This is a genomic window from Sphingopyxis sp. Root1497 (assembly GCF_001427085.1).
Classification (GTDB): Bacteria; Pseudomonadota; Alphaproteobacteria; order Sphingomonadales; family Sphingomonadaceae; genus Sphingopyxis.
Genome location: NZ_LMGF01000004.1, coordinates 569,273 through 583,995, shown reverse-complemented (window position 1 = coordinate 583,995; position 14,723 = coordinate 569,273). Strand labels below are relative to the sequence as shown.

12 protein-coding genes are annotated in these 14,723 nt (G+C 63.8%); 7 read left to right on the top strand and 5 right to left on the bottom strand.

Annotation, left to right across the window (positions count from 1 at the left end; genetic code table 11):
- Positions 1–148 precede the first annotated feature (148 nt).
- The 3 genes from rpoB (at position 149) to ASD67_RS14275 (ending at position 9,519) form a co-directional block, all read left to right on the top strand.
- Positions 149–4,327 (top strand): DNA-directed RNA polymerase subunit beta, encoded by a 4,179-nt coding sequence (gene rpoB, locus ASD67_RS14285; protein ID WP_056348324.1) that lies wholly within the window; start codon positions 149–151, stop codon positions 4,325–4,327.
- 55 nt (positions 4,328–4,382) lie between these two features.
- Positions 4,383–8,669, top strand: coding sequence for a DNA-directed RNA polymerase subunit beta' (gene rpoC / locus ASD67_RS14280; RefSeq protein WP_056348321.1), 4,287 nt, complete (start codon positions 4,383–4,385; stop codon positions 8,667–8,669).
- A 136-nt stretch (positions 8,670–8,805) separates the two neighbouring features.
- The gene (locus ASD67_RS14275) at positions 8,806–9,519 is read left to right on the top strand and encodes a hypothetical protein (protein WP_056348318.1); all 714 of its coding nucleotides are present in this window, start codon (positions 8,806–8,808) and stop codon (positions 9,517–9,519) included.
- Between the two features lie 97 nt (positions 9,520–9,616).
- Here the strand turns inward: ASD67_RS14275 and ASD67_RS14270 are convergent, their stop codons facing one another.
- Positions 9,617–9,796 carry a PspC domain-containing protein gene (locus ASD67_RS14270; protein ID WP_056348315.1) on the bottom strand — a complete coding sequence of 60 codons (180 nt, stop codon included), beginning with the start codon at positions 9,794–9,796 and terminating at the stop codon, positions 9,617–9,619.
- Positions 9,797–9,856: 60 nt separating this feature from the next.
- Positions 9,857–9,988, bottom strand: a complete 132-nt coding sequence (locus ASD67_RS23875) for a hypothetical protein (protein WP_262407985.1) — start codon at positions 9,986–9,988, stop codon at positions 9,857–9,859.
- Between the two features lie 345 nt (positions 9,989–10,333).
- Between ASD67_RS23875 and recF the strand changes: the two genes are divergently transcribed.
- Both recF and ASD67_RS14260 read left to right on the top strand, forming a co-directional pair.
- Positions 10,334–11,443, top strand: a complete 1,110-nt coding sequence (gene recF / locus ASD67_RS14265; RefSeq protein WP_056348311.1) for a DNA replication/repair protein RecF — start codon at positions 10,334–10,336, stop codon at positions 11,441–11,443.
- A gap of 54 nt (positions 11,444–11,497) precedes the next feature.
- Positions 11,498–12,259, top strand: a complete 762-nt coding sequence (locus ASD67_RS14260) for a hypothetical protein (protein ID WP_056348308.1) — start codon at positions 11,498–11,500, stop codon at positions 12,257–12,259.
- 6 nt (positions 12,260–12,265) lie between these two features.
- On the opposite strand, the gene ASD67_RS14255 is transcribed toward ASD67_RS14260, so the two are convergent.
- Together ASD67_RS14255 and ASD67_RS23725 are read right to left on the bottom strand one after the other, a co-directional pair.
- On the bottom strand, positions 12,266–12,472 hold the full coding sequence (locus ASD67_RS14255) for a hypothetical protein (protein ID WP_082545055.1): 207 nt from the start codon (positions 12,470–12,472) through the stop codon (positions 12,266–12,268).
- 157 nt (positions 12,473–12,629) lie between these two features.
- Positions 12,630–13,085 carry a helix-turn-helix domain-containing protein gene (locus tag ASD67_RS23725; protein WP_235535684.1) on the bottom strand — a complete coding sequence of 152 codons (456 nt, stop codon included), beginning with the start codon at positions 13,083–13,085 and terminating at the stop codon, positions 12,630–12,632.
- A 102-nt stretch (positions 13,086–13,187) separates the two neighbouring features.
- Between ASD67_RS23725 and ASD67_RS14245 the strand changes: the two genes are divergently transcribed.
- The gene (locus tag ASD67_RS14245; protein WP_056348306.1) at positions 13,188–13,385 is read left to right on the top strand and encodes a hypothetical protein; all 198 of its coding nucleotides are present in this window, start codon (positions 13,188–13,190) and stop codon (positions 13,383–13,385) included.
- Between the two features lie 48 nt (positions 13,386–13,433).
- Here ASD67_RS14245 and ASD67_RS14240 read toward each other — a convergent pair whose 3' ends face one another.
- Positions 13,434–13,778: an arsenate reductase family protein gene (locus ASD67_RS14240; RefSeq protein ID WP_056348303.1), complete on the bottom strand. Its 345-nt coding sequence runs from the start codon at positions 13,776–13,778 to the stop codon at positions 13,434–13,436.
- A gap of 177 nt (positions 13,779–13,955) precedes the next feature.
- Here ASD67_RS14240 and ASD67_RS14235 point away from each other — a divergent pair, with 177 nt between their 5' ends.
- Positions 13,956–14,690, top strand: a complete 735-nt coding sequence (locus ASD67_RS14235) for a murein L,D-transpeptidase catalytic domain family protein (RefSeq protein WP_235535683.1) — start codon at positions 13,956–13,958, stop codon at positions 14,688–14,690.
- Positions 14,691–14,723 lie beyond the last annotated feature (33 nt).

Genomic DNA, 14,723 nt, shown 5'->3' with positions numbered 1-14,723 from the left:
GCCTGACTTTGCGCGGCAGGCTGTACGGATAGGTCGGCGGGGATTTCGACAGGCGTTTGAAAGCTGCGGTAAACCGGCGACGGTTGCCTGCGGCTTTTTTCGCGTCGATGCGCCCACGAGTTATTTTATCAAGGCGAGACAATCACTTATGGCGACCAAGGCGAAGTCGGTGGGCAAGGCCCTCGAAGCAACCGCAAGCAAGCGAATCCGTAAGCTGTTCGGCAACATCCACGAAGCGGTGGAAATGCCCAACCTCATCGAGGTGCAGCGCGAATCCTATGAGCAGTTCCTGCGCTCGGATCCGTCGACGGGTTATGTTTCGGGCCTCGAAAAGACGCTGCGCAGCGTTTTTCCGATCCGCGATTTCGCCGGCACCGCCGAGCTCGACTTCGTCCACTACGAACTCGAAGCGCCGAAATACGACGTCGACGAATGCCGCCAGCGCGGCATCACCTATGCGGCGCCGATGAAGGTCACGCTGCGCCTGATCGTCTTTGAAGTCGACAGCGAAACCGACACCCGTTCGGTCCTCGATATCAAGGAGCAGGACGTCTACATGGGCGACATGCCGCTCATGACCGAGAACGGCACCTTCTTCGTCAACGGCACCGAGCGCGTCATCGTGTCGCAGATGCACCGTTCGCCGGGTGTGCTGTTCGATCACGACCGCGGCAAGACCCACTCGTCGGGCAAGTTCCTGTTCGCCGCGCGCGTGATCCCGTATCGCGGGTCGTGGCTCGACTTCGAATTCGACGCCAAGGACATCGTCAACGTCCGTATCGACCGCAAGCGCAAGCTTCCGGTCACCAGCTTGCTCTATGCGCTGGGCATGACGGGCGAGGAAATCCTCAACGATTTCTATGACCGCCTCGTCTTCGAGCGCGCCGAAAATGGCTGGCGCGTGCCGTTCATGGTCGAAAACTGGCGCGGGTCGAAGCCCGCGTTCGACGTCGTCGACGCCAAGACCGGCGAAGTCGTCTTTGCCGCCGGCCACAAGATCAGCCCGCGCCTCGCCAACAAGGCGGCGAAGGACGGTCTCGACACGCTGCTGATCCCGACCGAGGAAATCTTCGGCCGTTACTCGGCTTATGACCTGATCAACGAAGCCACCGGCGAGATCTACATCGAAGCCGGCGACGAAGTGTCGGCCGAGAATCTCGAGAAGATCGACGGCGCGGGCATCGACAAGCTCGTCCTGCTCGACATCGACCACAACAACACCGGCCCCTGGATCCGCAACACGCTGAAGGTCGACAAGGCCGAGGACCGCGACCAGGCGCTTTCGGACATCTATCGCGTGATGCGCCCCGGCGAACCGCCGACGCGCGAAACCGCGGAAGCGCTGTTCGGCGGCCTGTTCTTCGACGCCGAGCGTTACGACCTGTCGGCCGTCGGCCGCGTCAAGCTCAACATGCGCCTCGGCCTCGACGCCGAGGACACGGTGACGACGCTGCGCAGCGAGGACATCCTCGCCGTGGTCAAGGAACTGGTGAACCTGAAGGACGGCAAGGGCGAAATCGACGATATCGACAACCTCGGTAACCGTCGTGTCCGTTCGGTCGGCGAACTGCTGGAAAACCAGTATCGCGTCGGCCTGCTCCGCATGGAACGCGCGGTGAAGGAGCGCATGTCGTCGGTCGACGTGTCGACCGTGATGCCGAACGACCTGATCAACGCGAAGCCCGCGGTTGCCGCGGTGCGTGAATTCTTCGGTTCGTCGCAGCTCTCGCAGTTCATGGACCAGACCAACCCGCTGTCCGAAGTGACGCACAAGCGTCGCGTTTCGGCGCTCGGGCCGGGCGGTCTGACGCGCGAGCGCGCGGGCTTCGAAGTCCGCGACGTTCACCCGACGCACTATGGCCGCATCTGCCCGATCGAAACGCCGGAAGGCCCGAACATTGGTCTGATCAACAGCCTCGCGACCTTCGCGCGCGTCAACAAATATGGCTTCATCGAAACCCCCTATCGCAAGATCATCGACGGCAAGGTCACGACCGACGTCGTCTATCTGTCGGCGATGGAAGAGCAGAAGCACACCGTCGCGCAGGCGAACGCCGATCTCCACGAGGACGGCAGCTTTGTCGAGGACCTGATCTCGGCACGCGAAGCGGGCGAATTCCTGATGGCGCCCAAGGCGCAGATCACGCTGATGGACGTGTCGCCGAAACAGCTCGTTTCGGTCGCGGCATCGCTCATTCCGTTCCTGGAAAACGATGACGCCAACCGCGCGCTGATGGGATCGAACATGCAGCGTCAGGCCGTGCCGCTGATCCGGGCCGAAGCGCCCGTCGTCGGCACCGGCATGGAAGAAACCGTTGCCCGCGATTCGGGCGCGGCCATCGCGGCCCGCCGCGGCGGCATCATCGACCAGGTCGACGCGACGCGTATCGTCATCCGTGCGACCGATATGGTCGAACCCGGCAAGTCGGGCGTCGACATCTATCGCCTGCAGAAGTTCCAGCGTTCGAACCAGAACACCTGCATCAACCAGCGTCCGCTGGTGAAGGTCGGTGAAGTGGTCAAGACCGGCGACATCATCGCCGACGGTCCGTCGACCGAACTGGGCGAACTGGCGCTGGGCAAGAATGTGCTCGTCGCGTTCATGCCGTGGAACGGCTATAACTATGAGGATAGTATCCTCATCAGCGAACGCATCGTGAAGGACGACGTCTTCACCTCGATCCACATCGAGGAATTCGAAGTTACCGCGCGCGACACGCGCCTTGGCCCTGAAGACATCACGCGCGACATCCCGAACGTCGGCGAGGAAGCGCTGCGCAACCTCGACGAAGCGGGTATCGTCTATATCGGTGCCGAAGTCGGCCCGGGCGACATTCTGGCCGGCAAGATCACCCCCAAGGGTGAATCGCCGATGACGCCGGAAGAAAAGCTGCTGCGCGCGATCTTCGGTGAAAAGGCCAGCGACGTGCGCGACACCTCGCTCCGCCTGCCGCCGGGCGTGTCGGGTACGGTCGTCGAAGTCCGCGTCTTCAACCGCCATGGCATCGACAAGGACGAGCGCGCGATCGCGATCGAGCGCGAGGAAATCGAGCGTCTGAAGCAGGACGCCGACGACGAGCGCGCGATCCTCAACCGTGCGACCTTCTCGAGCCTGAAGGACCTGCTGATCGGTCAGACGACCAGCGCGGTGCCGAAGGGCCTGAAGAAGGGCGATGTGGTCACCGAGGACATGCTGGTCGAACTCGACCGCGGCGATTGGTGGAAGCTGGCGGTCGTCGAAGACAATGCCCAGACCGCCCTCGAAGCGATCAAGGCGCAGTATGACGACGCGATCAAGCGGATCAGCGCGAAGTACGAAGATCGCGTCGAAAAGCTGCAGCGCGGCGACGAACTCGCCCCGGGCGTGCTCAAGATGGTCAAGGTCTTCGTCGCGGTGAAGCGCAAGCTGCAGTCGGGCGACAAGATGGCCGGCCGTCACGGCAACAAGGGCATCATCAGCCGCATCCTGCCGATCGAGGACATGCCGTTCCTGGAAGATGGCACGCACGTCGACTTCGTGCTCAACCCGCTGGGCGTGCCGTCGCGCATGAACGTCGGGCAGATCCTGGAGACGCACCTCGGCTGGGCATCGCGCGGCTTTGGTCGCCGGATCACCGCGGCGCTCGAAGATTGGCGCATGGCGAACCCCGACCCCGAGGCGGGCGCTCCGCCCGAGGCGGTGCGCGAAGCGCTTCTGCAGGCCTATGGCGATGAATATGCGGACGAAATCAAGGCGCGTAGCGCCGATGAGGTCGTCGAGCTTGCCGGAAATCTTTCGGTGGGTGTGCCCTTTGCAACCCCGGTGTTCGACGGCGCGCGCGAAGGCGATGTGTCCGAGATGCTGGAACGCGCCGGTCTCGACCGGTCGGGCCAGGTCGACCTGTACGACGGTCGCACCGGCGACCGCTTCGACCGCAAGGTGACGGTGGGATATATGTATATCCTGAAGCTCCATCACCTGGTCGACGACAAGATCCACGCGCGTTCGATCGGGCCGTACTCGCTTGTTACCCAACAGCCGCTGGGCGGTAAGGCGCAGTTCGGTGGCCAGCGCTTCGGGGAAATGGAAGTGTGGGCGCTCCAGGCTTATGGCGCCGCCTACACGCTCCAGGAAATGCTGACGGTGAAGTCCGATGACGTGATCGGCCGCACCAAGGTTTACGAAGCGATCGTCAAGGGCGACGACACCTTCGAGGCCGGCATTCCCGAAAGCTTCAACGTGCTCGTCAAGGAAATGCGCTCGCTGGGTCTCAACGTCGAACTGTCGTCCTATGCGGAGACCGATCCCGACGAAGGCCCCGACGCCCTTCCCGAAGCCGCCGAATAAGATCTTTTCCTCGCCCCTCCCGCACCAAGCGGGAGGGGAAGAGTGGAGCTAGAATATGAACCAGCTTACCAACTTCATGAACCCGGTCGCGAAGCCGGAAACCTTCGACATGATCAAGATCGGCATTGCGAGCCCCGAGCGGATCCGTTCGTGGTCGTTCGGCGAGATCAAGAAGCCCGAAACCATCAACTACCGCACGTTCAAGCCCGAGCGTGACGGCCTGTTCTGCGCGCGCATCTTTGGCCCGATCAAGGATTATGAGTGCCTGTGCGGCAAGTACAAGCGCATGAAATACAAGGGCATCGTCTGCGAAAAATGCGGTGTCGAAGTCACGGTGACCAAGGTCCGCCGCGAGCGCATGGGCCATATCGAGCTCGCCGCGCCGGTCGCGCACATCTGGTTCCTGAAGTCGCTGCCGTCGCGCATCGGCCTGCTGCTCGACATGCAGCTCAAGCAGCTCGAGCGCGTCCTGTACTTCGAAGCCTATATCGTCCTCGAACCCGGCCTGACGCCGCTGGAAAAGTTCCAGCTGCTGACCGAGGACGAACTGCTCGACGCGCAGGATGAATATGGCGAAGACGCGTTCAGCGCCGGCATCGGCGCCGAGGCGATCCGCGTCCTGCTCGAGAATCTCGATCTCGAACAGGAACGCGCCGACCTGATGGAAGATCTGGCGACGACCAAGTCGGAGCTGAAGCCCAAGAAGATCATCAAGCGCCTGAAGGTCGTCGAAAGCTTCATCGATTCGGGCAACCGCCCCGAATGGATGATTCTCGAAGTCGTTCCCGTGATCCCGCCCGAACTGCGCCCGCTGGTGCCGCTCGACGGTGGTCGCTTCGCGACGTCGGATCTCAACGATCTGTATCGCCGCGTCATCAACCGCAACAACCGCCTGAAGCGCCTGATGGAGCTGCGCGCGCCGGACATCATCGTCCGCAACGAAAAGCGCATGCTGCAGGAAGCCGTCGATGCGCTGTTCGACAACGGCCGCCGCGGTCGCACGATCACCGGCGCCAACAAGCGTCCGCTGAAGTCTCTGTCCGACATGCTCAAGGGCAAGCAGGGCCGCTTCCGTCAGAACCTGCTCGGCAAGCGCGTCGACTATTCGGGCCGCTCGGTCATCGTGACCGGTCCCGAACTCAAGCTGCACCAGTGCGGCCTGCCCAAGAAGATGGCGCTCGAGCTGTTCAAGCCGTTCATCTACGCGCGCCTCGACGCCAAGGGTCTCTCGATGACCCTGAAGCAGGCAAAGAAGTGGGTCGAAAAGGAACGCAAGGAAGTCTGGGACATTCTCGACGAAGTCATTCGCGAGCACCCGGTCCTGCTGAACCGCGCCCCGACGCTTCACCGCCTCGGCATTCAGGCGTTCGAGCCTGTGCTGATCGAGGGCAAGGCGATCCAGCTTCACCCGCTGGTCTGCGCCGCGTTCAACGCCGACTTCGACGGTGACCAGATGGCCGTCCACGTACCGCTCTCGCTGGAAGCCCAGCTGGAAGCGCGCGTGCTGATGATGTCGACCAACAACATCTTGAGCCCCGCGAACGGCAAGCCGATCATCGTTCCGTCGCAGGACATGGTGCTGGGTCTCTATTATCTGTCGATGGAACGCGCCGGCGAACCCGGCGAAGGCATGCTGCTCGCCGACATGGCCGAAGTGCATCAGGCGCTGTTCACCGGTGCCGTGACGCTCCACACCAAGGTCATCAGCCGCGTCCCGCAGACCGACGAGAAGGGCAATGAATATCTGCGCCGCTTCGAGACGACCCCGGGCCGCATGCTGATCGGCGAATGCCTGCCGAAGTCGCACACCGTGCCCTTCGACGTCGTCAACCGCCTTCTGACCAAGAAGGAAATCGGCGACGTGATCGATCAGGTCTATCGTCACACCGGCCAGAAAGAGACCGTGTTGTTCGCCGACGCCATCATGGCGCTGGGCTTCCGCAACGCGTTCAAGGCCGGCATCTCCTTCGGCAAGGATGACATGATCATCCCGGCGTCGAAGGAAGGCATGGTCGACGAAACCCGCGCGCTGGTGAAGGATTTCGAGCAGCAGTATCAGGACGGCCTGATCACGCAGCAGGAAAAGTACAACAAGGCGATCGACGCCTGGTCGCAGTGCGGCGACAAGGTCGCGAACGCGATGATGGACGAAATCCGCGCCGAACCGAAGGATCCGAAAACGGGTCGTCTGGCCCCGATCAACTCCATCTATATGATGGCGCACTCGGGTGCTCGTGGTTCACAGGCGCAGATGAAGCAGCTGGCCGGCATGCGCGGCCTGATGGCCAAGCCGTCGGGTGAGATCATCGAAACCCCGATCATCTCGAACTTCAAGGAAGGCCTGACCGTCCTTGAATATTTCAACTCGACCCACGGCGCCCGCAAGGGCCTCGCGGATACGGCGCTCAAGACGGCGAACTCGGGTTATTTGACCCGCCGTCTGGTCGACGTGTCGCAGGATTGCGTTGTCATCGAGGAAGATTGCGGCACCGAACGCGGCATGGAAATGCGCGCGATCATCCAGGGCGGTTCGACGATCGCCTCGCTGGGCGAGCGCATCCTGGGCCGTACCACGTTGGAAGATGTGCTCGACAAGGACGGCAATGTGCTGGCGCCCGTCGGCACCCTGCTCGACGAGCCGACGACGCAGCGGATCGAAGACGCCGAAGTCCAGTCCGTGAAGATCCGTTCGCCGCTGGTCTGCGAAGCGACGCTGGGTGTTTGCGGCAAATGCTATGGTCGTGATCTCGCGCGCGGGACCCCGGTGAACATCGGTGAAGCGGTCGGCGTCATCGCCGCCCAGTCGATCGGTGAACCCGGCACCCAGCTGACCATGCGTACCTTCCACATCGGTGGCGCGGCGCAGGTCAACGAGCAGTCGAACGCCGAATCGATCTCGGACGGCACGATCGAATATCGCGACATGCCGACGATCGTCGACCAGCGTGGCCGCCGCCTGGCGCTGGCGCGTTCGGGCGAGGTCGCGGTGATCGACAGCGAAGGCCGCGAGCGCGCGTCGCACAAGCTGCCTTATGGCGCGCACATCCTGCTCAAGGATGGTGACAAGGTGAAGAAGGGCGAGCGGATTGCCGAATGGGATCCGTTCACCATGCCGCTGATCACCGAAAAGCAGGGCGTCGTGAAGTATCAGGATCTGGAAGATACCAAGACCCTGATCGAACAGGTCGACGAAGCGACGGGCATCGCCCAGCGCGTCGTGATCGAATATCGCTCGGCGGGTCGTTCGAAGAAAGAAGACCTCCAGCCGCGCCTGACTCTGCTCGACGACCAGTCGGGCGAAGCCGCGCGCTATCTGCTCGCGGTCGGCACGATGCTGTCGGTCGAGGACGGCCAGGAAGTGCAGGCGGGCGACGTGCTGGCGCGTGTCAGCCGCGAGGCGTCGAAGACGCGCGACATCACCGGCGGTCTGCCGCGGGTGGCCGAGCTGTTCGAAGCGCGCATTCCGAAGGACAACAGCGTCATCGCGAAGATCAGCGGTCGCATTGAATTCGTCAAGGATTACAAGGCGAAGCGCAAGATCGCGATCGTTCCGGAAGAAGGCGATCCGATCGAGTATCTGATCCCCAAGTCGAAGGTCCTCGAAGTGCAGGAAGGCGACCAGGTCAAGCGCGGCGATGCGCTGATCAGCGGTTCGCCGAACCCGCACGACATCCTCGACGTCATGGGTGTCGAGGCACTGGCCGAATATCTCGTCGCCGAAATCCAGGAAGTCTATCGACTGCAGGGCGTGAAGATCAACGACAAGCACATCGAGGTGATCGTTCGCCAGATGCTGCAGAAGGTCGAGATCACCGAAGGCGGCGACACCACGCTGCTGCCGGGCGAGCAGCTCGATTATCTGGAGATGATGGAATATAACGCCAAGCTGCCGAAGAACGGCCGCAAGGCCGAAGGTCGCCCGGTCCTGCTGGGCATCACCAAGGCGTCGCTGCAGACCCGCAGCTTCGTTTCGGCGGCATCGTTCCAGGAAACGACCCGCGTGCTGACCGAAGCGTCGGTGCAGGGCAAGGTCGACTCGCTGATCGGGCTCAAGGAAAATGTCATCGTCGGCCGCCTCATCCCGGCGGGTACCGGTGCTGCCATGAACCGCGTCCGCGTGACGGCCTCGTCGAAGGATGCCGCGCTGCGCGCCGCGATGCGCGCCGCAAGCCAGGTCGACCTGATCGCACCGGCGACCGCCGCCGCAGAGCATGCCGCCGAACTGGCGCAGGGCCCTGAAGCGGCGATCGGCGACGATCCGCTGGGCAAGGTGCAGGGCGAGGACTTCACCACCGACGATGTGATGGTCGAAGAACGCCCCGAAGGCGGCGACGAGGCATAAGCCCCTCGCCGTACGGCTTGCGACAAGAAACAAGGACTCGCCGGGAAACCGGCGGGTCCTTTTTCGTTCATGGCCGGGCAGGCCATTGCCTGATACGCCGTCCACGGAACGCACATCTGCGGCGAAGGAGGGTATCATGAGCATCGGCAGGATCGGACTGGCGGCGGTTCTCGCGCTGGCGGCGGGCGGCGGTGGCGTCGCCGCGCAGGACAACAGCAATATCCAGGGCGAGGTGGTGGTCACCGCGCAGCGCGCCTCGGCGGGCTATCTTGCCGATGTGCAGCCGGTGGTGGGCCTGCGCCGCACCGCCGACAGCGCGATCCAGCGGGTGCAATTCACCTCGGACTCGCGCGAGGAGGATGTCCGCAAGCGTGAGATCCACGCGATGCTGGAGGCCGCGATCCGCCGCGCCGAGAGTGCCGGCGTCGAACTGGTTACCGGCGATTTCGAACTGACCAAGGTCGCGCTGACAAACTACAAAGGCCTGGTCTTCCAGCGCGGCGGACGGCCCGACACCAGCGAGATCGGGCTGTTCGTCAAGGCGGGACTCGCGGGTTCGGTCGGCAGCGCGCAGGAGCGGATCGACACTTTTGTCAAAGGCGTGCCCGCGAACGGTCGTGCGCTGATCGAGAAGCGTGGCGGCATCACGCTGACGATCAAGAATCCCGACCAGTATCGGACCGAGATCGTCAGGCTGGTCGCCGCCGAGGGGCTGAAGACCGCGGCGGCCTTCGGTCCCGACTATGGCGTCGAGGTCACCGGGCTCAACGAGCAGCTTGCCTGGGCGCAGGCCAGCCCGACCGAGGTGTTCCTGTACCTGCCGTATAATTTCTCGATCCGACCCAAATGAAAAGGCCCGCCGGGGGATAGACCGGCGAGCCTTTGATCTGTGGGAATGTGCGGGCCGGTGCGACTGCGCCTGAAAGGCGGCCGGCCCGGTGCTGGCTCTACGGCGCGAGGATCGCGACGGTGACGTACAGCAGCAGCGGCAGGCCGAAGCCCAGCAAAGTCAGCGCGACAAAGGCGACGCGCGTCCACAAGACGTCGAAGCCGAAGCGGTCGGCCATGCCGGCGCAGACGCCGAAGACCATCCCATCGCGACGATTCTTGCGAAAACCCTGTGTCATTTCTTTCCTTTCCATCCCGGCCATCGGGCCGGCGTTTTTCGGTGGCGACGGGTCAGTTGGTCAAGCGACCAACTGACCGACATGTGCACCCGTCTGACCGACGGCGACCATGAAGAGCATCGCGGAGCAATAGACCGAAGCGAAAGCGGCGACGGCGTAGCTGCGAAGCGAGTCTGCGTTGAAATGGGCCATGATTTTGTCCTTCCTTTTTTCATCCCGCCGGACCTTCCGGCAGATGCCAAGGGTAATGCAGGAGCCGTGCCAATTTCATTCATTGGCGGTTAACCGCGGTTTTTCGGATTTTGATCGATTGTTTCAACGGGAAAAATCCTGTCTAACGGGATTAATTCCCAATGAACGGAAAATTCTAACATGGATTAGTGGGGCCATCCCCCTCCCGCTCGCGGGAGGGGTTAGGGGAGGGCGTGTTTCTTACGCAGTGTTCAAAGGACAGGCCCTCCCCCGACCCCTCCCGCAAGCGGGAAGGGGAAACAGGGCGTTCCTTCGCCGCGCCAAATCCCCTAGGACGACGGCTCAATGACGCTCGCCCGCCTCTCGCTCACCGATTTTCGCAATCATGCCGCGGCGGAAATGGCGGCCGGGCCGGGCCTCGTCGCGCTCCACGGCGACAATGGTGCGGGCAAGACCAATATCCTGGAGGCCATCTCGTTGCTCGCGCCGGGACGCGGGCTGCGGCGCGCGGCGCTGTCCGACATGGTGCGCGACGGCGCCAGCGGGGGCTTCGCGGTCTTCGCCGAGGTGCAGGCGGGCGACGATCTGGCGCCGGTCGCGCTGGGTACCGGGATCGAGCCCGTGCATCCCGGTCGGCGGATCGTGCGGGTCAACGGCGCGGCGGCGGCGGCGACGGCGCTCGGCGACTGGCTCGCGGTGCTGTGGCTGACCCCGGCGATGGACCGGCTGTTCGTCGAGACTGCGGGCAACCGGCGGCGCTTCCTCGACCGGCTCGTGCTCGCGCTCGACCCGCGGCACGCGCAGCATGGCAATCGCTATGAAGCGGCGCTGCGGGCGCGCGGCAAATTGCTCGCCGACTTCGCGGGCGCCGACCTGCAATGGCTGGCGAGCCTCGAGGCGCAACTCGCCGACCATGGCGCGGCGATGGACGCGGCGCGGCAGAGGACACTCGCGGGGTTGTCGGTCGAACTGGCGCAGCAGCCCGACGCGCCCTTTGCGCGCCCGCTGCTGACGCTGGTCGACAGCGAGGGGGCACAGCGCGGGGCGCCATGGACGGCGGACGCGCTGAGGGCGTTGTTCGCCGGGCGGCGGCGTATCGACGCGGCAGCGGGCCGCGCGACCGCCGGACCGCATCGCGACGACCTGATGGCGGTCCACGCCGCGACGGGGCGCAGCGCGGCGCGCTGCTCGACCGGCGAGCAGAAGGCGATGCTGCTCTCGCTCGTCCTCGCGCACAGCGATTGCGTCGCGCGCGCGCGCGGCCAGCGCCCGGTGCTGCTGCTCGACGAGGTCGCCGCGCACCTCGACCCGATGCGCCGTGCGGCGCTCTACGAGCGGCTGGCGGGGCAGGGTGGACAGGCGTGGCTGACCGGCACCGAGGCGGCGCTGTTCGCGGATATGCCGGGGCCGGTGACGCGCTTCCGCATCGCGGGCGGACGGATTGGGGCGGGATAAGTAACGCGATATCAAGGCTTGCCGTATAGCTGTGCCGTCAGAGGGGGCATGGCCATGGACAGTCGCGACAATCTGACGGGCGGGGGTTTCGGACGGCGGCGCAGCGCGTTGATGGGCGCGTCTGCCGGGGAGCCGGTGACCGAGCGGGCACCACCCTATGCCTTCGAGGCCGATGAACCGGCCAACCGCATTTCGGCGTTGCGCCTTGCTGCCATCATAATGGGCGGACTGCTGGCGCTGCTGTGCATCGAGGCGCTGTTTTCGGGGACTTCGTTGATCACGCCGATCAACGGGACCTTCCTCAACGCGATGCGGCTGGTCGGCTTTGTCCTCGGCATACCCTTTGCGCTGTTCGTCATCACGCGGCCGCACGAGCCGATGGGGATCGCCAAGAAGATATTGATCGTGCTGTTCCTCCCGTTCCTCACGGGCTTTGTCGGCGGGGAAGCGGCCTGGCGGATCAGCGACTGGACCGAGTTCGGCTTTTCCTCCGCCGCCTGGGAGCCCGCCAGCTATCCGATCAAATATGCGAGCCATGGCCGCAAGGGACGGCGCGATTCGTTCGAGATCGACCCGTATCAGGCCGGCGAGAGCACCGATATCGCGGTGCCGTCGGCGCAGTTCGACGCGATCTGGCCGAACCACAGCGATTATTGCATCACGGTGATGCAGCGCAAATCGGCATCGGGCGCGATCGAGATCGTCAACGACGGCGTGTTCACGCTGCGCGAACCCGCGCCCGCGGTGCTGACGCCGTGCGGCGGGGGCGGTGGGGCTGCGTCCGGCGACACGTCGTCGCCGTGGGACAAGAAATAGGCGCTATCAGCCCTTCGGCTTGACCGTCACCCAGACGCTGACCGGGGCGACGAATTTGCCCGGCGCGGGCTTGCCGACGTCGATGCGCTCGGCGGTGACCAGTTCGCCGGTTTCGAGCGTGAAGCTGGCCCAAGGCTTGGGCATGCGGCCAAAGCTCATCTTCTGGATCGGCTGGCCGGTGGCGGTGTTCATGATTGTTGCGGTGATACCCATGGCGCGCGGGTAGCGGCAGGGTCGCGATTCTGTCCAGCGGGAAGCGTCTTTTGGTCGGCTTTCGACCAATTTCAGCAGCTCAGCCGACTATTTTCTGTCCCCCCGGTCCTGACCCTCCGCCATCGAACGCTAATCGCGACGGGTCAGATGGGGCAAATTATGACGGATCGGTCGGCGGAAAGCGCAACGTGGCAGCGATCTGTTCTTCGGCCGTGGTTGCCTCCGCAATGAGCAGGCGTAGTGCCTTTGCGGTGTCTTCCAGAAGTCCGGCACCAAGAGGCCGCTCGCCATTGATAAAACGGCGGATGGCCCGCTCGTCGATGCCAAGGCGCCGCGAGAAAGCCGTGGTGCCACCAAATAGTTGGACGCAATAAGCGAAGTGCTCGCGTCGCTCGTCCATTGAAAATGGCGCGGCCATTGTTTTCCCTTTTCCTTCGCTGTCGGCAGTCGCTTCCGGGGCCGACGCATGAACGATAATGGGGTTCAGTGTCAAAGCCATTGACCCATCCTGGTCGCAAGGGTTGTCCGCCGCGAGCGATTTCCTCGCCTCGCTTTCCGGCCCGACATCTGCCGCCGCATCGTTTCGTCCAAAACCTGTCGGTTCGGATTCCATCCCTTGTCGGTCGTTTGATGGCGATTGGAACGGGGCGGCATAAACCGACCGATTGCGGACGTCGCGATAAGCATTACAATTGGGGTTAGAGGAGTGTCGCTTATGATCTGGGTCGAGCGTCTTGAAAGCATCTACAAAATGCTTCTTGGGGCGTCGCTTGCGTTCTTTCTCTGTTATTACGTCTGGGAGGTCGAAGCCGCAGGTGTTGCAGGCATGCTCGCCAGTTGGATTTGGGTGGCCTGTTACTTTTGGTCGCGCCATTCGCGCAAAAAGATTTCCGCGACCGATCGTTTATTGTGACCTAGAAAGCCGACAGTCAGCTCACCACCCCAAAGCGGTCGAACGCGATCAGAGAATCTCGTAGACCTTGTCCTGCGGGCGGCAGAGCCGCGCGCCCTTATCGGTCTCGACGAAGGGGCGTTCGACATAGGCGGAGTTCGCCGCCATCGCGGCGATGATCGCGTCTTCGCTCCAGTCGGCCATGCCGCGCTCGGCGGCGTCGGTGCCGCGCAGGCGGAGGGCGTCGCGGGCGCTGATGTTCGCGGCTTCGAACAGCTGGCGCAGCTTGTCGGCTTCATAGGGCGTCTTGAGATATTCGACGACCGTGAGGTCGACGCCGGGCGTCTCTTGCAGAATCGCGAGCGTCTTGCGCGAGGTGCCGCAGGCGGGGTTGTGCCAGATGTTTGCTTTCATGGCATCGGCTCTATCGCGGCAGGGGTTGCCGTGTAAACCCGCCGTTCATGGCGATTATGCCACAACTGGCGGCATGACGAACGCAATGCCGCTTGCCTTTGCAAGCCAAGCTGCGGCTAATACCCGGACGAGGGATCGCCAGAGGCGACAGACGGGGTTGGGTTGCACGTGACAAAAATGATCGATCGCCGATCGATGCTGGCCGCGGTGGCGGGCGCAGGCGCTTTCGCCGCGACGACGTTGCGCGCGCAGACGATGCCGGGCTGGATTCAGCAACCGGTGGCGGCGCAGCCACCGGTCGACTATCTCGCCGTGGCGAAACGCCAACTGGAGATGCAGGGCCGCAATATCCCGCAGACCGACCGTGTCGGAATCGTCGATTTCGGCCTGCCGTCGTCGCGCGCGCGCTTCGCGCTGGTCGATATGGTCGCGGGCAAGGTCGACATGTTTCCGGTCACCCATGGCCGCGGCTCCGACCCGCAACACGACGGCTGGCTCAAGAGCTTTTCGAACCGCGTCGGGTCGCTCGCGACCTCGCGTGGGGCATACCGGACCAGCGATTATTATTGGGGCAGCAACGGGTCGTCGATGCGCCTCGCGGGACTCGAGCCCGACAACAACAATGCCGATCAGCGCGCGATCGTCGTCCATGGCGCCTGGTATGCCGAGCCGTCGCTGATCGCGACGCAGGGCAAGCTGGGACGGAGCGAGGGCTGTTTCGTGTTCGGTGAGGAATTGTTGCCGATGATCCTCTACAAGCTGGGTCCGGGGCGGTTGCTGTTCGCCGACAAGCTGAGCCTGCCGCCGCCGGCGCCGGTGCCGTTCGAACTGCCGGGACCGCCCGCGCCGGGCACAGAGAATATGGTGCGCGCGAGCGCCCAGCAGGGCGTTTTTCCGAAGACGGCGGATTGACGCCGATCATCCTCCCTGTCGCGCAGCGATGGG

Excerpts from the sequence above, each read along its gene's own strand:
- ASD67_RS14245 (WP_056348306.1), top strand. The coding sequence starts at position 13,188 with ATGATCTGGGTCGAGCGTCTTGAAAGCATCTACAAAATGCTTCTTGGG.
- recF (WP_056348311.1), top strand. The coding sequence starts at position 10,334 with ATGACGCTCGCCCGCCTCTCGCTCACCGATTTTCGCAATCATGCCGCG.
- ASD67_RS14255 (WP_082545055.1), bottom strand. The coding sequence starts at position 12,472 with ATGGGTATCACCGCAACAATCATGAACACCGCCACCGGCCAGCCGATC.
- ASD67_RS14275 (WP_056348318.1), top strand. The coding sequence starts at position 8,806 with ATGAGCATCGGCAGGATCGGACTGGCGGCGGTTCTCGCGCTGGCGGCG.
- ASD67_RS14235 (WP_235535683.1), top strand. The coding sequence starts at position 13,956 with ATGATCGATCGCCGATCGATGCTGGCCGCGGTGGCGGGCGCAGGCGCT.
- ASD67_RS14270 (WP_056348315.1), bottom strand. The coding sequence starts at position 9,796 with ATGACACAGGGTTTTCGCAAGAATCGTCGCGATGGGATGGTCTTCGGC.
- rpoC (WP_056348321.1), top strand. The coding sequence starts at position 4,383 with ATGAACCAGCTTACCAACTTCATGAACCCGGTCGCGAAGCCGGAAACC.
- rpoB (WP_056348324.1), top strand. The coding sequence starts at position 149 with ATGGCGACCAAGGCGAAGTCGGTGGGCAAGGCCCTCGAAGCAACCGCA.
- ASD67_RS14240 (WP_056348303.1), bottom strand. The coding sequence starts at position 13,778 with ATGAAAGCAAACATCTGGCACAACCCCGCCTGCGGCACCTCGCGCAAG.
- ASD67_RS23875 (WP_262407985.1), bottom strand. The coding sequence starts at position 9,988 with ATGGCCCATTTCAACGCAGACTCGCTTCGCAGCTACGCCGTCGCCGCT.
- ASD67_RS14260 (WP_056348308.1), top strand. The coding sequence starts at position 11,498 with ATGGACAGTCGCGACAATCTGACGGGCGGGGGTTTCGGACGGCGGCGC.
- ASD67_RS23725 (WP_235535684.1), bottom strand. The coding sequence starts at position 13,085 with ATGGAATCCGAACCGACAGGTTTTGGACGAAACGATGCGGCGGCAGAT.